At 63.4% G+C, this 17635-nt stretch carries 18 protein-coding genes; 9 read left to right on the top strand and 9 right to left on the bottom strand.

The genetic code is table 11. The annotated features are described in order from the left end of the window. Window positions 1–303: 303 nt before the first annotated feature. Together V1293_RS06115 and V1293_RS06110 are read right to left on the bottom strand one after the other, a co-directional pair. Window positions 304–1254 (bottom strand): transposase, encoded by a 951-nt coding sequence (locus V1293_RS06115; RefSeq protein ID WP_334507587.1) that lies wholly within the window; start codon window positions 1252–1254, stop codon window positions 304–306. A 248-nt stretch (window positions 1255–1502) separates the two neighbouring features. Then, window positions 1503–1775, bottom strand: a complete 273-nt coding sequence (locus tag V1293_RS06110) for a GNAT family N-acetyltransferase (protein WP_334507585.1) — start codon at window positions 1773–1775, stop codon at window positions 1503–1505. A gap of 101 nt (window positions 1776–1876) precedes the next feature. Between V1293_RS06110 and V1293_RS06105 the strand changes: the two genes are divergently transcribed. Together V1293_RS06105 and V1293_RS06100 are read left to right on the top strand one after the other, a co-directional pair. Continuing rightward, window positions 1877–2821, top strand: coding sequence for a tetratricopeptide repeat protein (locus V1293_RS06105; protein ID WP_334507583.1), 945 nt, complete (start codon window positions 1877–1879; stop codon window positions 2819–2821). Between the two features lie 179 nt (window positions 2822–3000). Next, the gene (locus V1293_RS06100; protein ID WP_334507581.1) at window positions 3001–3402 is read left to right on the top strand and encodes an SPW repeat protein; all 402 of its coding nucleotides are present in this window, start codon (window positions 3001–3003) and stop codon (window positions 3400–3402) included. Window positions 3403–3454: 52 nt separating this feature from the next. Here V1293_RS06100 and V1293_RS06095 read toward each other — a convergent pair whose 3' ends face one another. Beyond that, window positions 3455–3718: a hypothetical protein gene (locus tag V1293_RS06095; RefSeq protein WP_334507579.1), complete on the bottom strand. Its 264-nt coding sequence runs from the start codon at window positions 3716–3718 to the stop codon at window positions 3455–3457. A 251-nt stretch (window positions 3719–3969) separates the two neighbouring features. Between V1293_RS06095 and V1293_RS06090 the strand changes: the two genes are divergently transcribed. Continuing rightward, window positions 3970–5544, top strand: coding sequence for an acyl-CoA synthetase (locus tag V1293_RS06090; RefSeq protein ID WP_334516635.1), 1575 nt, complete (start codon window positions 3970–3972; stop codon window positions 5542–5544). Between the two features lie 4 nt (window positions 5545–5548). Then, the gene (locus V1293_RS06085) at window positions 5549–6406 is read left to right on the top strand and encodes a PCC domain-containing protein (protein ID WP_334516634.1); all 858 of its coding nucleotides are present in this window, start codon (window positions 5549–5551) and stop codon (window positions 6404–6406) included. 356 nt (window positions 6407–6762) lie between these two features. Here the strand turns inward: V1293_RS06085 and V1293_RS06080 are convergent, their stop codons facing one another. From V1293_RS06080 to V1293_RS06065, 4 genes are all read right to left on the bottom strand, one after another. Further along, a complete protein-coding gene (locus V1293_RS06080; protein WP_334507577.1) occupies window positions 6763–7791 on the bottom strand; it encodes an IS110 family transposase in 1029 nt (342 codons plus the stop codon). A 192-nt stretch (window positions 7792–7983) separates the two neighbouring features. Then, window positions 7984–8643, bottom strand: a complete 660-nt coding sequence (locus V1293_RS06075; protein WP_334507575.1) for an outer membrane protein — start codon at window positions 8641–8643, stop codon at window positions 7984–7986. A gap of 354 nt (window positions 8644–8997) precedes the next feature. Then, on the bottom strand, window positions 8998–10230 hold the full coding sequence (locus V1293_RS06070) for a lytic murein transglycosylase (protein WP_334507573.1): 1233 nt from the start codon (window positions 10228–10230) through the stop codon (window positions 8998–9000). A 67-nt stretch (window positions 10231–10297) separates the two neighbouring features. Continuing rightward, window positions 10298–10834 carry a MarR family winged helix-turn-helix transcriptional regulator gene (locus tag V1293_RS06065; protein WP_334507571.1) on the bottom strand — a complete coding sequence of 179 codons (537 nt, stop codon included), beginning with the start codon at window positions 10832–10834 and terminating at the stop codon, window positions 10298–10300. 110 nt (window positions 10835–10944) lie between these two features. Between V1293_RS06065 and V1293_RS06060 the strand changes: the two genes are divergently transcribed. The 3 genes from V1293_RS06060 (at window position 10945) to V1293_RS06050 (ending at window position 12563) form a co-directional block, all read left to right on the top strand. Next, window positions 10945–11424 carry a carboxymuconolactone decarboxylase family protein gene (locus V1293_RS06060; RefSeq protein WP_334507569.1) on the top strand — a complete coding sequence of 160 codons (480 nt, stop codon included), beginning with the start codon at window positions 10945–10947 and terminating at the stop codon, window positions 11422–11424. Between the two features lie 138 nt (window positions 11425–11562). Further along, window positions 11563–12309, top strand: a complete 747-nt coding sequence (locus V1293_RS06055) for a C13 family peptidase (protein WP_334507567.1) — start codon at window positions 11563–11565, stop codon at window positions 12307–12309. Between the two features lie 95 nt (window positions 12310–12404). After that, window positions 12405–12563 carry a hypothetical protein gene (locus V1293_RS06050; RefSeq protein WP_334507565.1) on the top strand — a complete coding sequence of 53 codons (159 nt, stop codon included), beginning with the start codon at window positions 12405–12407 and terminating at the stop codon, window positions 12561–12563. A gap of 24 nt (window positions 12564–12587) precedes the next feature. Here V1293_RS06050 and V1293_RS06045 read toward each other — a convergent pair whose 3' ends face one another. Both V1293_RS06045 and efp read right to left on the bottom strand, forming a co-directional pair. Then, a complete protein-coding gene (locus V1293_RS06045; protein WP_334507564.1) occupies window positions 12588–14165 on the bottom strand; it encodes a M23 family peptidase in 1578 nt (525 codons plus the stop codon). A 146-nt stretch (window positions 14166–14311) separates the two neighbouring features. Further along, window positions 14312–14878, bottom strand: coding sequence for an elongation factor P (gene efp / locus V1293_RS06040; RefSeq protein ID WP_214489432.1), 567 nt, complete (start codon window positions 14876–14878; stop codon window positions 14312–14314). Window positions 14879–15489: 611 nt separating this feature from the next. Here efp and epmA point away from each other — a divergent pair. After that, the gene (gene epmA, locus V1293_RS06035) at window positions 15490–16542 is read left to right on the top strand and encodes an EF-P lysine aminoacylase EpmA (protein ID WP_334507561.1); all 1053 of its coding nucleotides are present in this window, start codon (window positions 15490–15492) and stop codon (window positions 16540–16542) included. Then, a complete protein-coding gene (locus tag V1293_RS06030) occupies window positions 16539–17630 on the top strand; it encodes a lysine-2,3-aminomutase-like protein (RefSeq protein ID WP_334507559.1) in 1092 nt (363 codons plus the stop codon). Before epmA ends, V1293_RS06030 begins: the two co-directional genes overlap by 4 nt. Window positions 17631–17635 lie beyond the last annotated feature (5 nt).

Below are 17635 nucleotides of genomic sequence, written 5' to 3'. Positions count from 1 at the left end.
GCCGTCGCCCCTGCGAAAGCAGGGGCCCATAACCACGGAAGGCAATGATAGGCGAGGGTATCGCCCACGTTGTCTTTGATCGAGCACAAAATTAACTGCACGGAGTATGGGTCCCTGCGTTCGCACATAGGCGCTAAGGTAGTTGGATCATTGTTTGATACGTGCGTTTTCTTGGGGGTTCGCGAAGATGGCGCTGGAGCGCCGACTTTGACCGGCGCAGGCAGGCGATTGTGGGCTGTGGGATAATCGCCTGAAGCAGCGAGGCGACGAGATTCTGAAGCAGACGCCAAGCGCCAGGCGGCGTCAGGCGGCTTCGGCCAAGCGGGGAGAGACCTCGAGTTCGTCGATGAACGGCTCGAGCAGCAGAATGGCCAATAGATGAGCCAGAACGTGGGGTCTGGCGGAGCCTTCATCGGTTCCTGGCGGTCCCTTCAGGCCGATCAGACTCTTCAATCGTTTGAAGCCGAGTTCGATCCGCCATCGAAGGCGATATAGGGCCAGGACATCGGCGGTTGCGAAGTCCTTGGGCTTGAGTGAGGTGATCAGGATCACCCATTCGGCGGCCTCGAGCGTTTGCTTCGAGAGTTGGTGACCGCCTCGCTGTGCGTCGCGGCGCGCCTTGCGTCGCGCGTCGGCAGCCGCCTGCACCGGCTTCTTGATGGCGACCAGACGCAAGGCGAGAGGTGCGCCGCGCTTGCGTTTTACCCAGATCGGCCGATCGATCAGCCCGCGGACTGCCGCCTTGCGCAACGCGGCGAGGAGATCGAACACCTCACCTTCGGCATCGAGCCAGCGCGCGCTCTTCCAGCCGGCCCGGATCACGAGGTCCGCTCCGGCTTCGAGCAGGGTCGCCATGCGGTCCGGTTGCAAATAGGCGCGATCGGCAAGGCGGATCTCTCCAGCCACCGCCGGTATCCGGTCGAGCGTCTCGCCCGCCCGCTGATCGGTCAGTTCGAAGTGGCCAAAGCGTTCCTGCGGCAGATCGAACGCGCTGTGGATGCGCCACACCTTGTTCTTCTTCCTGGCCTCCGATCCTTTCTTCGGCACCGAAGTGGCATCGATGATGCGGATCATTCGTCCCCGGCTCGCTGACGGGGCAGTGGCCGCAAGTACCTGACCCACCAGCATTGCGAACCAGTCCCCGCACTGACGCAGTCGATATAGCAGAGCCACGTTGGAAATATCGACAAGACCTACCGATGTCGCCCATGCAACGGTCGAGCGCAATCCGCGCTCGCCCAGACAGTAAGCCAAGATCAATCTCAGCAAATCCACCGCATTGGTGATCTCACGCGGACGCAAAAACGCTCTCGTCTTACGCGCCGTAACTTCAAGCGTTTCCACCCCGCCAAGCCGGGCGACAACGTTCGCCCAGTCCTCATTCACCAGTGATTCGTGCCTCATGACACGCTGGAATCACAAACGATTCCGACCCGCAACACTATTTTAGCGCCGATGTGCGTTCGCAGGGACGACGGCGAGTTTGCGGGGAATGCGCTCGCTTACCCCATCAGATCGGCAAATTCCGGGTTTCTGCGCAGATAGTCCACGACAAAGCCGCAGCCGGCGATGACCTTGCGGCCGTCGGCGCGGATCAGCTCGAGCGCGCCCCTGACCAATTCCGAAGCGATGCCGCGGCCACGCAGCGCGCGGGGCGTTTCGGTATGGGTGATGATGACCGCCGCAGGCGCGACGTGATAGTTCGCAAACGCCACCGCGCCCTCGACATCGAGTTCGAAGCGGTTTTGAGCCTTGTTGTCGCGGACGGCGGCCATGCCAATGATTCCTGGATGATTCACCCTTTCATTTAGGGACATGAACCCAACGATGCAAACCGGCGACGAAGAGCGAACTGGCTCGCCGGGGATTGGCTGATATGCGTGTTTTGACCTGCCTGACCGCTGCATTGCTGGGTGTCGCGGCGATATCAGCGCAATCGCCCGCCGCGTTCGCCGAAGCCGACCAGAGCTGGCAAACCTGCATCGGCGTGACCACGCCCCCGGACGACAAGGTGGCCGCGTGCAGCGCGGTCATCGATGCCAAACGCGAAACCGGCAGCAAGCTTGCGGCGGCGTACTGCTTCCGCGGGCACGGCCTGACCGAGAAGCGGCAGTACGATGCGGCGCTTTCCGACCTCAACGAGTCGATCCGGCTCGATCCGTTCTCGGCCTGCGCACTCACCAACCGCGGCCGCGTCTACGCCTTCAAGCGCGATCTCGATCGTGCGATAGCCGACTACGACGAAGCCATCAGCATTAACCCGGCGTTCGCGCTGGCCTACAACAATCGCGGCGACGCCTGGGTCAACAAGGGCGACCTCGACCGCGCGATCGCCGATTTCAGCGCCGCCATCGAGCACAATCCATCGCTTGCGATAGCCTATGGCAATCGCGGCTACGCCTATCACCGCAAGCGTGACATGGCCCGTGCGGTGGCGGATTACACCATGGAGATCAAGCTCAGGCCCGACGTTCTGGCCTACATCAATCGCGGCAACGCCTATCGCGACAGCGAGCAGCTCGACCGTGCCGCAGCCGACTACGGCGAGGTGATCAAGCTGGCGCCGACGGACGCGCGGGGCTGGCGCAATCGGGGGATGATCAAACTGTTCCAGGGCGACACCAGAGCCGGTCTGGCCGATTACGACAAGGCGCTGCAATACGATCCGGCCGACGCCTATTCCTGGAACAATCGTGGCCAGGCCAAGATGCGGCTCGGCGACAAGGCCGGCGCGATTGCCGATTTCCGTAAGGCGCTGGAGATCAGTCCGGGGTTGAGCACGGCGAGCGATAGCCTGAAGCGGCTCGGTGCGGCGCAATAGGGTTGGGTGCCTGGGGGGCGCCCTCGCGGGATCTTTGCAGGCCGGGTCTTGCAACGGGGGGCGGGGTTCCTACGTCTTTTGAATGACATACGGCGCCAAGGCGGCCGAGTCTCGTTCGATATCGGTAATGCTGTGATCGCGGCCGCCGACGTATGCCTCTTTTCAAGGGGAGGTCTGCAATGTCGGGCTTTGGTTTCTTCAGCAAACATCGCACGTGGGAAGACTGGTTCGGCATGCTGCTTGGCCTGCTGATCGTGGTGTCGCCGTGGTTTCCTTTCTCCAGCCACGACGTAATGGACGCCGAACGCAGCACCATGATCCTCAACACGTTCGTGGTCGGCATGCTGGTCTTCGGTCTGGCCCAGCTCGAATATGTCGCACTGCAGCGCTGGGAGGAGATAGGCGAGATCGCGCTCGGCCTCTGGCTGATGGCCTCGCCGTTCGTCCTCGGCTACTCCGGTGACGACATCCTTCGGGCCTGGCATGTCGCCCTCGGTGCAATCGTGGTCCTGGTGGGTGCGCTTCAGCTTTGGCAGGATTGGCGCTTGAGCGACCAGGAACTGGCCAACCATCCGCAGTAATTTACGATGATAGCCTGCCGGTCGCAGGATCGGCAGGCCATCGCTCAAGGTTCTAGTATTTGAGGAAGTCGGTGATGATGGCGCGGAGCGACCACGCCTCGCCGTCGACCACACCGTTGATCTCGTCGATCTTCCATCTGCCGGGCTCGTGGACGAAATCATAGCGAATGGTCCGGTCGCCCTTGCCCTTGGCAGCGCGGCTGTAGATGGCGGTGAGAATGCCGGCGGGGTCGTCAGCCGCGAACGCGTGGTGCGGCAAGGTAACGGCCAGCACGGCGGCTGTGCCTGACAATATCAATTCTCGGCGGGTAACCATTTTGTTCCTCTAAATCATTCGCGCGCGGCTAATGGACGGAAATGCGTGGCTGGACCATGGTGATGCCGGCCGCCGGCCATCAGACTATCATGCCCGGACCTGCGGATTTGAGCAGGCGGCAGGCTTTCTGCTATCGTTGCGATGAGGTGTTCCATGTCTGTTTTTCCAAGCGTGATGGTTGATTCCCTGTGACTGAAACCGTGACTGATCCCACCCCGCGCGGCGGCCTGGCGCGGATGTCGCGCCGGGTGATGAACCTTTCGCATATGCTGACCCAGAATGCCCGGCGGCACGGCGACCGCACGGGCTTCATCTGGGGCGACAGATCCTGGACCTGGCGCGCGATCGACGGCCACGTCTCGGCGCTGGCGGCGGGCCTCACCGCGCGGGGTGTGGTCAAGGGCGACCGCGTCCTGGTCCATTCCAAGAATTGCGACGAGATGTTCTGGTCGATGTTCGCGGCGTTTCGGCTGGGCGCGGTCTGGGTGCCGACCAATTTCCGCCTGATGCCGGACGAGGTCGCCTATCTCGCCACCGCTTCCGGCGCGAAGGCGTTTTTGTGCCATGGCGATTTTCCTGATCACGCCAAGGCCGCCGCCAACCCCGCGCTGGAATTCATCTGGCGGATCGGCGAGGGGACGTTTGGCGAAAGGGCGGTGAGCGAGGTGATCGCGTCGCAGGCCGGCGCCAGGATCGATAACGCCGCGGTCGACTACGACGATCCCTGCTGGTTCTTCTTCACCTCCGGCACCACCGGCCGCTCCAAGGCAGCCGTTCTCACCCATGGCCAGATGGCCTTTGTAGTGACGAATCATCTCGCCGACCTGATGCCGGGCACGACGGAGACGGATGCCTCGCTGGTGGTCGCGCCGCTGTCGCATGGCGCCGGCGTGCACCAGCTCGTGCAGGCCGCGCGCGGCGTGCCGACCATCCTGCTGCCCTCGGAAAAATTCGACATCGCCGAAGCGTTCCGGCTGATCGAGGCGCATCGCGTCAGCAACATTTTTACCGTGCCCACCATTCTGAAGATGATGGTCGAGCATCCCGCGGTCGATAAGTTCGATCATTCCTCGCTGCGCTTTGTGATCTACGCCGGTGCGCCGATGTACCGCGAGGATCAGAAGGCGGCGCTGGGCAAGCTCGGCAAGGTTTTGGTGCAATATTTCGGTCTCGGCGAGGTCACCGGCAACATCACGGTGATGCCGGCCAGTCTGCACGACGCCGAGGACGGTCCGCAGGCCCGCATTGGCACCTGCGGCTTCGAGCGCACGGGCATGCAGGTCTCGATCCAGGGCGACGACGGGCGCGAGCTGAAACCGTTCGAAACCGGCGAAATCTGCGTGATCGGTCCCGCCGTGTTTGCCGGCTATTACGACAACCCCGAGGCCAACGCGAAGGCATTTCGCGACGGCTGGTTTCGTACCGGCGATCTCGGCCACATGGACGAGGAGGGATTCGTCTACATCACCGGCCGCGCCTCGGACATGTACATCTCGGGCGGCTCCAACATCTATCCGCGCGAGGTCGAGGAGAAGATTCTCACGCACCCGGCGATCGGCGAGGTCGCCGTACTCGGCGTGCCCGACCCGTTCTGGGGCGAGGTTGGCGTCGCCGTCTGCGTCGCGCGCGAGGGCGCAGCCGCGGTGAGCGAGGCGGAGCTGGCCGCGTTCCTGGCGCCGAAGGTGCCGCGTTACAAGATGCCGAAGCGCTTCTTCTTCTGGGACGCGTTGCCGAAATCCGGCTACGGCAAGATTCCGAAGCGGCTGGTCCGCGACGAACTCGAGGCGCGAGGGTTGCTTGAGCTCATATCCAAGACGGGTAGCTGAGGCGATGCGCAGCATCGCGCAGCCCGGGCCGCCTGCGCCTGAACGCATCCAATGGGTCGAGGGGCGGGGGCGGGCGTTTTCATTCAGGCTTGCCGCCGGCCTGCCGCTGCTCGAGGCCGCGCGCCGCGGCTTTGCCGAAGCCGGATTTTCCGGCGGCGTATTGAGCATGCGGGGAGGGGCGCTTGGGCCCTTTGCCTATGTGATGCCGGCGCTGTCGAAGACCGGCGACAATGCGGCGTTCTACAGCGACACGTTCCGACCCTCCGGCATCACGCGGCTGAAGCTCGGCGCGATGACGCTCGGCGAGCGTGACGGCGCGCCGTTCTTTCATTGCCACGGGCTGTGGACCGAGACTGACGGACATCTGCACGGCGGCCACATTCTTCCCGAGGAGAGCATCGTCGCCGAATCGTTCGCGGTGGAAGCGTTCGGCATCGACGGCGCGATCTTCACGGCCGAACCCGATCCCGAGACCAATTTCAAACTGTTCGGTCCGGTCGCGCTCGCCGGTACCGATGTGAAGGCCGAGAGCCGGGCGTTCGCGCTGCGGCTGCGGCCGAATCAGGATTTTGCTGCGGCGCTGGAGACCTTCTGCCGGCAGCACGGAATTTTGCGCGCGCGGATTCACGGCGGCGTCGGCTCCACGATCGGCGCGCATTTCACCGATGGCCGGACCGTCGTGCCGTTTGCGACCGAGCTTGCGATCAAGGCCGGCACCATTGCGCCCGGCGCTGACGGCACGCTGCAGGCAGAGCTCGATATCGCGCTGGTCGATTATCTCGGCGGCATCGCCGAGGGACGGCTGATGCGCGGCGACAATCCGGTGCTGATGACGATGGAGCTGGTGCTCGAGGTGATCTGAGTTTTTCGTAAATCCGTGGGTGGGCAAAGGCGCGTTAGCGCCGTGCCCACCATCTCTCGAAGAGCGTCATGCTGAATGGTGGGCACGCTTGCGCTTTGCCCACGCTTCTGTAACGGGCCTCGATTAGTCAATCCCTTTGCGTTGTCCGCCCGCCGGGGTCTCGCTTCTGTACGGGGTCGGCGCAGGGCCGCCACCTGATGGGGTTGGAAGAGGATAGGTCGACCAATCTACGTTGAGCGTGCTCACGAGGCGACCTGGTGGGCAACGGCCTGACCTGATCCATCGTCCCGGCGAAGGGACTTCGCTTCGAGAAGGCCTGGTGTCGTGACCCGCCCGAAAACTGCTGTTTCTCCCTGTTAGGCTGCCGCCGCAGCGGCGTTGAAGGGTGTTCCGTCGGCGAGCATGCGGTGCATGATCACCGCGAGCCGGCGCGCCAACGCCACCTTGGCTTTGCTCATGCCGGCGCGCTTTTTGATCCGCATGGCCCAGCTCTTCAATTGCGAACAGCCCTTGAGCGGCTTGGTCAGCATGACGTTGGCAGCCTCATAGAGCGCCGTGCGCACCGAGGCGTCACCGATCTTGCTGATCCGGCCGGTGTAGTCGGTCTCACCGGATTGATGCTTCTTCGGGGTCAACCCGAAATGGGCTCCTGCCTGCTTCGACGATTTGAACCGGGTCGGATCGTCGATTGCGCTGGCATAGGTCAGCGCCACGATCGGGCCGACCGCCGGGACTGACGTCAGCAGCCGTGCCTGCGTATCGGACCGCACCATCCTGCGGGTATGCTTCTCGAAAGCTGCGAACTCGGTCCGCAGCACCGCTCGCACCGCCAGCAGCGCCTTGGCGATCATTTGCAGGTGCGGATGGCCGTCCACGAGTTCCTCGATCCGTCCCGCGAAAGTCTGCCCGGTCGTCTTGCCAACCTTGAGGCCAAAACCGCGCAGGATCCCGCGCAGGCTGTTCTCGACGTCGAGAAGCTTCGATTGCACCAGCTTGCGGGCGGTCAACAGCGATCGGGTCTCTTGCGCACTGATCGATTTGCAGTGCACCGGCCGGAACCAGCCCAGCCGCATCAGTTGCGCAATCCCGCGTGCATCGTTGCGATCCGACTTGACCGGCATCGCCTCGAACGCCTTCCGCACGTGCCGCGTCTCGAGCAGCTCAACGGCGAGGCCGGCCGCCTTCATCCCCGCAAACAGCCATTGCGACAAGGGCCCGGCTTCCAGCCCGATCCGCTCAAACTCAAAGCCAGACTGCCGGAACCAGGCGATCAGCGCCTCCGGCTCGCTGGCCACCCTGGCCTCGCGCAAAATCTTGCCGCTTGCGTCAACAACACACACGCTCGAGCATTCCAATGACACGTCGATTCCGGCATAGTGGTTCATGGTCGTCTCTCCTCGATGCTTGGAGCGAGGCTCATCCCTCTGACTCCGTAACACCATCAATGTGAGGGACGACCGCCCGCCTTCCAAGCAAGCCGCGCGAAGCGCGCTACCCAACAGCGCCGTAGCAAGCGCGGCTTGCTTGGAAGGCGGGCCGGGGCCCGTTACCCCATCTACGCAGCGACACGAGTCGTCTCACCTGAAGTGATAGTTCACGCCGACCTTGATGGTGTGGAAGTCGATGGTGCCGGAGTCAAACAGGTCGCCGCCCAGATTGTAGGTCTTGCTGCCGAGGCTGGTGTACATGTATTCGCCCTTGGCCGACCAGTTCGGCGTGAACAGGTATTCGAGGCCGCCGCCGAGGGTGTATCCCGTATGAGACTGGCTATCCGAAAACGCGCCGAGCCCTGGCACTGAAACGGAGTCCTTTCTGTTGGCCCACGCAAAACCGCCCTTGGCGTAGATGAGGGCCGCATCCATCGCGAAGCCCGCGCGGCCGGTCACGCTGCCGAACGAGTTGATCTTGAGCTCCTCCGTGGCCAGGACACCCCCGCCGATGTCTGCGGTGAGGCTGTCCTTGATGCTGGCGCCGGCGGCGTCGACTTCGATACCGAAAACAAACTGACTGCCTGGGAATTGCCAGTTATAGCCGATAGTGCCGCCGCCGAACCCGCCGCTGCTGTTCCCGCTGTCCCAGCCATAGCCACCCATCGCGCCGATATAGAAGCCGGACCAATTATATGCCGCAACCACCGCTGCCGGGGGCGCCTTGGTGTAGGGCCGCGCCTGCATGTCGGCGGCCGAGGCCGCAGTCGCGACCGAAAGGGCCACAGCAGCTAGAAGTAGTCTTTTCATTTTTTGTCCCCTAAAGTTGAACATTCGTATAACCCCCTGCGGGCTCGATAGCGAACCGATCGCACCGGCATGGTGACGCATCGTTGTGGAAGCGGGCGCGAACGCGCCCTTCGGAGAGCCGTCTGCAAGCGACGTCTGGCGGATGTAAGAACGATCGCTTGCGGGTTAACCATACGTTGCGTATGCCGGCAAAAGTTGGACCGAAGCGCGTCTGCGCATTGGCGCGAGCAGGTTGCTATTTCGACAGCAGTGCGGCGACGTCAGGTGCACGATGCAGGTCTGCACCACGGACTGCGGATAGACCGAGGCGATCGCCTCGCTCGCAATGACGATGGGGCTGGTCGCTACGGTGAACTAACCGCCCTGCCGCAACCGCGTCAGCACCTTCAGCCCGCCATAGCCGTCGGCCGGCAACAATCCCATCTTGGTCTGATAGTCCTTCACCGCCTTCATCGTGTCGTTGCCGACGCGGCCGTCGGTGCCGCCGGTGTCGAAGCCGGCTTTTGTCAGCCGGGTCTGCACCTCCTGCACCTCCGCAAGCGTCAGCGCGCGTTCGGAGCCGGGGAATGGGTGGATGAACGGCGGCGCGCCCAGGATGCGGTCGCCGAGATGGCAGATCGCCAGCGCGTAGTTCATCGACGGGTTGTAGCTTTTCACCGAATAGAAATTCGGACCCAGCAGGAACGAAGGCCCGCCGGCGACCGGCACCCACATTTGCGCCGACGCATTCGGCTGCGGGAATGGCTTGCCGTCGGCGCGTGTCACGCCGGCGCTGGTCCATGCCGCGTAGGTCCGGTTGCCGCTCGACGCCGCGCCGGACGCGTTGACCTCATAGCCCCAATGCTCGCCGCGGTGATACTTGCCGCGGTTGAGCAGAAAGCGCGCGCTTGAGCCGAGCGCATCGTCGGGCTTGCCGAACGGCGAGACGCGGCCGTCCTTGTCGTAATCCATGCCGACATTGAGCCAGACTTCCGGCATCCATTGCGTATGGCCCATCGCGCCGGCCCAGGAGCCGCGCATTTCCTCCGGCGTACCCCAGCCGCGGTCGACGATCTTCAGCGCGTTGATCAGTTCGGTTTCCCAATAGGCGCGGCGGCGCGGCTCGTTCCAGGCGAGTGCGGCGAGCGCTGGAAAAATGGGGCGCATATGGTTCTGCTGCACCAGCGGATCGCCATAGGCCGATTCAACGCCCCACAGCGCCAGCAGCGTGCCGCGCTCGACGCCAAAATCCTGCTCGATCCGGGCGAACAGCGCCTCGTGCTTCTTCAGGGCTTCGCGGCCGTTGATGATGCGCCAGTCCGAGACGCGACGGTTGATGTATTGCCAGATCTGCTCGTGGAATTCCGGCTGCTTCTGCATCTGCCGGAACACGCTCATGTCGGGCTCGATGCGGCCCATCACCCGCGTCCAGGTCGCGTCCGAAATGCCTTTTGCAAGTGCGCGCGAACGAAAATTGTCGCGCCATTGGTCGAAGCCGGGCGGGGCGGCAAACGCGGGAAGCCGCGCCGCGAGCAGGGCGCCGGCACCGATGCCGCCTTGCAACAGGGCGCGGCGGGTCGGGTTCGTCAGAGAATCGGGCTGTTTCATGCCCGCATTCTAGCGGCCCGGCGGGCCTGCGCCAAAAGCCAAGACGCCGCGGGAACCGGCGATTCACTCACAAATCCGCGGAGATTTTGGCCAGCCAGCGACGGATCATGGTCTGGTCCCTGGCGGACAGCCCGGCCGTCAGCCGTTGCTCGATCATTTGCGCGTGTCGCTTGCACCTGTCGAGCAAAGCAGCGCCCCGCGTCGTCACCATCCACTGGAGCATCCGGCCATGAACGGGATGCGGGGTCTTCGTGATGGCGCCGTCACGCTCGAGATTGCGGATGATGACGCCGACGGTCTGCGGCGTCAGCATCGCCACCCGCGCGACGTCTGCGCCGGACAGGCCGGGATAGGCCTTGAGCATCGTCAGCACCACGAATTGCGGCGAGGTGACGCCCAGGTCGGCCAGCGACCGCTCCATCGCCAGCCGCGTCGCGGCCTGGGCCTGGCGCAGCAGATAGGCGAGATAGCCCTGCTCGCCGCGTTTGCCTTCGCCGGGCGGCGGCGGCAGTTGGGGCGCGGAATTTTCGGCGGACGTTTGCTGCGACTGCCGGCCGACACTTCCGGCCGACGGCTTTCGCCATCCTTGCGATTTTTCTCGCAATTTTTTCGCCGGTGCATTTCGCGACCGTGCCGTGGTGTTCCGCAGTGCCTTGCACAACATATCAGTGCTCTTATAATAAATCAGAGCACTGATAACATGAGGCACCAGAGATGTCACACGCCCGGAAAGAATACAAAGACTTCATGGCGCTGACGCCGGACGCCTACGACGCCGTGCTGGCGCTCAGCCAGGTCGCGGGCAAGGCCGGCATGGACAAGCAACTGCTCGAACTGATCAAGCTGCGCGCCTCGCAGATCAACGGCTGTGCCTTCTGCGTGCAGTATCACATCCTGGAGGGCGAGAAGCTCGGCGTGCCCACCGACAAGCTCAATCTGGTGGTGGTCTGGCGCGAGGCGCCGCAGTTTTCCGCGCGCGAGCGTGCCGCGCTGGCCTGGACGGAGGCGCTGACCTTGCTCAGCGAGGGCGTCAGCGACGAGGTCTATGCAGCGGCGAGCGCGGAGTTTTCCGAGAAAGAGCTCGCCTATCTCACGTCGGCGGTGGCGTCGATCAATGTCTGGAACAGGTTCGGCGCCGCCTTCCGCTGGACGCCACCAGCGCGGCAAAAGGCTGTAGGCGCGGCGGCATCATAGAATTCAGGACGCGGACTCACTCGCGCGGAACAGGATGCCGATTGGTCTGGGCTTGATGAAGGCCGGATGGTTGGCCACCAGCGCGTGTCGCGGATTGGGCCGCTATGCTATGGTGGCGCTGACGAGACAAGGTTCGCAATGACGTCCAACTCCTGGATCAGCCGGCTCGGCGCACCGCTCATCGCGCTTGTTTTGACGGTCGTGGCGTCGGTTTCGCCGACGCACGCGGTTGAGGACGCTCCCAGGGTGAGCGTGGTGTCCTTTGGCCTTTTCGGCGATCAAGGCGTGTTTAGACGCGAGGCGACCGGCGCAGCACAGGTCGTGGCGGGCCGTTTCGGGAGCGGCCCAGTCAACGTGCAATACAATTCGAAGAAAGGCGGAGGCGCAACGATCGAGGCCCTGACCATGTCGTTGCGAGTAGCAGCTAATGGAATGGACACCGAGAACGACGTTCTGTTTTTGATTCTGACCTCGCATGGCTCCCGCGCCGGTCTTGCAGTGAAAGCGGGGCGACTGACCCAAACGCTCACGCCGTCCAATCTCGCCGATATGTTGGCGCGCACGAGCGTACGACACAAGGTGGTGGTTATCTCGGCCTGCTATTCCGGAGTCTTTATCCCTCGTCTCGCTAACCCCGATGTCCTGGTCATCACCGCGGCCGATGCCGACCGTCCATCGTTCGGCTGCCAGGACAAGGCCAAGTGGACCTATTTCGGCGATGCCTTTTTCAACGTTGCGCTCCGGCGAGCCAGAAGCCTGAAGGAAGCCTTTGTTGTTGCGCGCGCGCTCGTCCGGAAGCGAGAGCTGCGCGAGCACTTCGAGCCGTCGAATCCCCTGATGGCTGGCGGCGCAAACGTGCAGCCGTTGCTCATCGCGAATCCTTGAACAATCGGCCGCCTTGCATCCACGATGCCTGATTGGCTTTTTCGGCTGGAGATTCCTAGTTCACGCCGGTCTGTCAGGAGGACGCCCTTCGCGGGTTGAAACGCATCGGCCTCGAAATGCTGAACGTGGGCGGCCTGCGGCTTCAGCGCCGGATTGCCGTCATCCGGCGCGCCAATGCCTATGCTTCCCCTCTCTCCACGCGGCTCGGGGAACTCATAGAACAGGCCGCCAGACGGCGAGCTCAAATCGAGTAATTGCCAAGACTATCGCCAATGTCGCTAGTTTTCGCGGCGGCCTCCCCGGGCACCATGGCGCAGCACATCCACCGGCAGCGCCTGCACCACGGCGGCGACGGACGGAGGTTCGGTGCCGATCTCGCGGCCGCGGCCGCGGATCAGCCGTTCATAGGACGCGATCAGGGTGGTGTAGGGATTGACCCAGATCCAGCCGTCGCGCGTGAACACCTGCACGTCGAAGTGAAGGTGGTAGGAGGTGCCGTTGGGGAAATCGAGATAGTTGGACACGACGCCGATCTTTTCGCCCTCGGCGACCCGGCGTCCGTTGAGAATGCCGTCGGCATCCATCGCTGACGGATTCATGTGCATGTAGCGGAAGCGGATGTGCTCGTTGCGGGTGTTGATCTGCAGCGTTGCCGCCTGCTGCTTCAGTGAGCGGATCAGGATGCCGTCGCGGACGGCCACGACAGCCTGCTTCCTCGGATGGCAGCTGCTTTCGCTGTTGCTGTTCGGCGGGCAGGGCGCAGGACGGATGTCCTGGCCCTGATGCCCGAAGCCGGTGGCGCATTGCCCGACCTGGAAGCTGCGGGCTTCGCAAAAATTGTCCCGCCACGGATAGATGCCGCGGCCCCCCTCGGATTTTTTGCTGCCCAAGGATTGCGAGCGGATGGCGGTCGGCGCTTTCTCGAGCGGAAAACGGATTTGCGAATAGGCGGCGAAATCGGGGCGTCCGCCGCGCCGACGCACGCTGCTGCGGGCGACGATGTCGCCGCCCGGGTAATAGCTGAAGTCGGGCGAAACCGCCGTCGGCCGTTCAACGATCTCGGGCGAAATGTCGTGGCGCGGCCGCGCCGGTTGCCCGCCCGCAATGCGCAACGCTTTCAGGAAGCGCTCGGCTATAGGATAGGCCTCGCGGCAGGCCAGCCGGCGCGGCCGCGGCGCTGAATCGAGGCACTGGATCGACACCACATAGGGCACGCCGAAGCGGGTGAAGGCGTAGCGAACATAGCCTTCGCGGATGAAGCGGCGCAGGTCGGGGAATTGCGCCGCCAGCGCCTTGACCGGCTCGCCCTTGCCGCCGAGCGGATCGGCGAGGTCGTAGACGAGGATCGAACCCGTGATCTGCACTTCGACCGGCCTGGCGAAGATCCGCGACGGCAGACCCGCGCCTGCGCCTGATAGCAGCGAGAACACCGCGTCGTAGCCGGCCGGACCGGTGTGAAAAAGGTCTGCGGGGTGGAAATCGGCCTGGTAGCGTGACAGCGGCAGCAATGTGCCGTCGGCCTGGTCGTCGAGGTAGCTGGCGGTATCGAATGGCAACAGCACCGGCACCGGACTGCGTCCGATCCCGGCGAACAGGCTTGCGTTGATGGCGTTCAGTTGCACCAGCGCAGGCGTCGAGCGCGGATCCCACGCCGGCACGCGCCGCTGGCCGAACGTAAATCGGGAAGCGATCCCCGGTTGGGTGGCAATCTCGGTGCGCAGCTGATCGAGAACCGCCCGCCATTCGACGCGGACGGCCGTGATCGACGGCGTCCGGAACTCGTCGGCGGCTGCAGTGAGCCCGGCCGGGAGCAAACAAAGGACTGCCAGCCAACGCCTGAGTAAGCGGACAGCCATCGTATTCAATGCAATCGCCCCCCGGCGTGCCCCTTAATTCCAGAGTTTCGGTTCTGATTGAACCGAAACTCCAATTTCTAGTTTTGACGCGTTTTCTTCACGCGAACCGGCGCCCACTTCGCTTGAAAACGCTATAGCGCGCGATCTTAATCCTTTGCGCGCTCGACGTAGGAGCCGTCCTCGGTCATGACCACGATCCGCGTTCCCGTTCCGATGTGCGGCGGCACTGCGGTGCGAACGCCGTTGGAGAGGATAGCAGGTTTGTAGGAGGAAGACGCGGTCTGTCCCTTGGTGACCGGCTCGGTTTCCACGACTTCCAGCGTCGCGCGCTGCGGGAGCTGGATCGCGACCGGATTCATGTCGTGAAGCGACAGCTTCACGGTCATGTTCTCCTGCAGATAGGGCGCGGACGAGCCGACGATTTCCTTTGAGACCTGGACCTGGTCGTAGGTCTCGGCATTCATGAAATGGAAGCCGTCGGCGTCTTCATACAGATAATTGAAATTGTGATCCTCGACGGTCGCCTTCTCGACCTGGTCGGTGGTCTTGTAGCGTTCCGAAATCTTCACGCCATCGCCAATCCGGCGCATTTCGATCTGGCTGACCGGAGTTCCCTTGCCGGGATGGATGTTTTCGGCGGTGAGGACGACGTAAAGCCGGCCGTCCTGCTCGATGATGTTGCCCTTGCGAATAGAACTGGCGATGACTTTCAAAGCTGTTTTCCTGAATTTCTGGCCCTCGGCCAAACCGGACATGGGCGTCCGTGGGGCCGATCGGGCGGTTTCGGGCTGCAACATACTGATTTTGCCCGTCGATGCCAGCGTTTTACGGCCATTTCGAACGGACAGGCTGAGGCCATAAGCGGTCCGATTCTGGCCGCTTGTTGAGAGCGCCGGTCCGGTAACTTGACCGCCTTCGCAATTGTGGTCGGCGCGATCGGGCGAGGTGAAGATCTCCTCCGTCAAATGCTTGAAGTTCCGGCCGGGACCATCCGCGCTGGCTGACGCCATCGTGACGAGGCCGACTAACAAAAGGATTGCAGTTCTTCCCAGCAGGCCGCCAGACATGCTCGTATCCTGTTGCAAATTCTGGCCATTGGACTGTGGAGCCGGCCACAAGGTCCAGCACTCGGGCCGCGGCTGTCGGGTGGAATGGACAAGGTGAGCGGGTTTCGCCATGACAGAATGGATTAAGCGCGGGATGTTGCCGCCTCAAGGCGGCGTCACAGAGAAAGTCGAACGATTTCAATGGTATTTGCCGATTCCTTGAGTGCCTTTTCAGGCTTGCCGGAGAATGCTCTGCGCCGGCCAGCTAAGGATTGCTGATGGTCGGTACCGACCAGGTCTCGCCATGGTGGTCGCCCGGCTGCCACGCCGACCGGAAGCCGTTCCTGATGGCGCGAAGCGCGATCGCCCGCGCGGTGCGGGGCTGGTTCGACGAGCAGGGTTTTACCGAGGTCGAGACCGGCATCCTGCAGGTCTCGCCGGGCAACGAGACGCATCTGCATGCCCCTCGCACCGAGCTGACAAGCGGCGACGGCACCCGCGCGACACGCTACTTGCGGACGTCGCCGGAGTTCGCCGCCAAAAAACTGCTCGCCGCCGGTGAAGCCAAGATATTCGAGTTCGCGCGCGTGTTCCGCGACCGCGAGCGCGGCGATCTGCATCTGCCCGAATTCACGATGCTGGAATGGTACCGCGCCGACGCAAGCTATGAGGCCGTTATGGCCGATACCGTCGTCGTGATCGCACATGCGGCGCAGGCGACCGGTATCGGCCGGTTCTCGTTTCGGGGCCGAACGGCCGATCCCTTCGCCGAGCCGGAACTGTTGACGGTGGCGCAGGCATTCGAGCGCTTTGCTGGAATCGATCTCCTGGCCACGATCGCGAACGGCGAGGGCGATCGCGCGGCGCTTGCGGCCGCCGCAGGCGCGCGGGTGCGGGTCACGGACGACGACACCTGGTCGGACATTTTCAGCAAGGTGCTGGTCGAGCATGTCGAACCGAACCTGGGGCAGGGGCGTTTGACCGTCTTGTTCGAATATCCGGCGCCGGAGGCTGCATTGGCGCGGGCGAAGGCGGCCGATCCACGGGTCGCCGAGCGTTTTGAGGTCTATGCCTGCGGCGTCGAGCTCGCCAATGGATTTGGCGAATTGACCGACGCCGCCGAACAGCGCCGCCGTTTCGCCGCTGATATGGACGAGAAGGAGCGCCGCTATGGCGAGCGCTATCCGCTGGATGAGGATTTTCTCGCAGCGGTTGCCGCGATGCCGCCGTCGAGCGGGGTCGCCCTCGGTTTCGACCGGCTGGTGATGCTGGCCAGCGGCGCGCTGCGGGTCGATCAGGTGGTGTGGACGCCACCGGCAGGAGAGACATGAACAGGATAGATCCGAAACTGGCGGCAACGCTGCGGCAGCCCGCCGATCTCGTCGAGCGCGGGTTGGCGAAGGTGGCCGATCTCGCCGACCTCGAACGGGTCGCCGCGCGCTATGCGATCGCCGTGACGCCCGATATCGCCGGCCTGATCGACACTGAAAACCCAGACGATCCGATCGCGCGGCAATTCATTCCGAACGCGCTGGAACTGGTGAGCGTATCCGGCGAAAACGCTGATCCGATCGGCGACGACGCGCATTCGCCGGTCCCCGGCATCGTCCACCGCTATCCCGATCGCGTGCTGTTCAAGCTGGTGCATGTCTGCGCAGTATATTGCCGGTTCTGCTTCCGCCGCGAGATGGTTGGGCCGGGCAAGGCAACGGCGCTGTCGGATGCGGCCTATCGCGACGCGCTGGACTATATCCGCGGTCACCATGAAATCTGGGAAGTCATCCTGACCGGCGGCGATCCGCTGATGTTGTCGCCACGGCGGCTGGCCGAGATCATGACGGACCTCGCAGCCATCGATCACGTCAGAATCGTCCGCATCCATACCCGCGTGCCGGTGGCGGCGCCTGCGCGCATCGATGAGGACATGGTCCAAGCGCTGCGCGTTGACGGCGCGACGACCTGGATCGCCGTTCATGCCAATCATCCGCGCGAATTGTCTGATGAGGCGCGCCTGGCCTGCGCGCGGCTGGCCGATGCCGGCATTCCTCTGGTCAGCCAGACGGTGCTGCTCCGCGGCGTCAATGACGATGTTAATGTCCTGGAAGCGCTGATGAGGGCTTTTGTCGAAAATCGGATCAAACCGTATTACCTGCATCATGGCGATCTGGCGCCGGGAACCGCGCATCTGCGCACCACGATCGCGGAGGGCCAGGAACTGATGCGCCGTTTGCGGGGCCGCGTCTCCGGCCTGTGCCAGCCGGATTATGTGCTCGATATTCCCGGCGGCCACGGAAAGTCGCCGATTGGCCCGAATTATTTGTCGCATGCAAGTTCCAGGGAATGTGATCTATCCTTGGAAATGCAGTATCGTATCATCGACTATTGCGGCGACGTTCACCTCTACCCGCCAAAGCCGTGACCTGC

This window comes from Bradyrhizobium sp. AZCC 1693 (assembly GCF_036924745.1).
Taxonomy (GTDB): domain Bacteria; phylum Pseudomonadota; class Alphaproteobacteria; order Rhizobiales; family Xanthobacteraceae; genus Bradyrhizobium.
The sequence above is the reverse complement of the archived record's forward strand: the minus strand, read 5'-3'. Positions and strand labels throughout refer to the sequence as shown.

Bases quoted from the DNA above. Each gene is read 5' to 3' on its own strand.
- V1293_RS06080 (WP_334507577.1), bottom strand. From the start codon at position 7,791: ATGAACCACTATGCCGGAATCGACGTGTCATTGGAATGCTCGAGCGTG.
- V1293_RS06070 (WP_334507573.1), bottom strand. From the start codon at position 10,230: ATGAAACAGCCCGATTCTCTGACGAACCCGACCCGCCGCGCCCTGTTG.
- V1293_RS06095 (WP_334507579.1), bottom strand. From the start codon at position 3,718: ATGGTTACCCGCCGAGAATTGATATTGTCAGGCACAGCCGCCGTGCTG.
- V1293_RS06055 (WP_334507567.1), top strand. From the start codon at position 11,563: ATGACGTCCAACTCCTGGATCAGCCGGCTCGGCGCACCGCTCATCGCG.
- V1293_RS06105 (WP_334507583.1), top strand. From the start codon at position 1,877: ATGCGTGTTTTGACCTGCCTGACCGCTGCATTGCTGGGTGTCGCGGCG.
- V1293_RS06100 (WP_334507581.1), top strand. From the start codon at position 3,001: ATGTCGGGCTTTGGTTTCTTCAGCAAACATCGCACGTGGGAAGACTGG.
- V1293_RS06030 (WP_334507559.1), top strand. From the start codon at position 16,539: ATGAACAGGATAGATCCGAAACTGGCGGCAACGCTGCGGCAGCCCGCC.
- V1293_RS06110 (WP_334507585.1), bottom strand. From the start codon at position 1,775: ATGGCCGCCGTCCGCGACAACAAGGCTCAAAACCGCTTCGAACTCGAT.
- V1293_RS06085 (WP_334516634.1), top strand. From the start codon at position 5,549: ATGCGCAGCATCGCGCAGCCCGGGCCGCCTGCGCCTGAACGCATCCAA.
- V1293_RS06045 (WP_334507564.1), bottom strand. From the start codon at position 14,165: ATGGCTGTCCGCTTACTCAGGCGTTGGCTGGCAGTCCTTTGTTTGCTC.
- V1293_RS06075 (WP_334507575.1), bottom strand. From the start codon at position 8,643: ATGAAAAGACTACTTCTAGCTGCTGTGGCCCTTTCGGTCGCGACTGCG.
- V1293_RS06090 (WP_334516635.1), top strand. From the start codon at position 3,970: ATGAACCTTTCGCATATGCTGACCCAGAATGCCCGGCGGCACGGCGAC.
- V1293_RS06060 (WP_334507569.1), top strand. From the start codon at position 10,945: ATGTCACACGCCCGGAAAGAATACAAAGACTTCATGGCGCTGACGCCG.
- epmA (WP_334507561.1), top strand. From the start codon at position 15,490: ATGGTCGGTACCGACCAGGTCTCGCCATGGTGGTCGCCCGGCTGCCAC.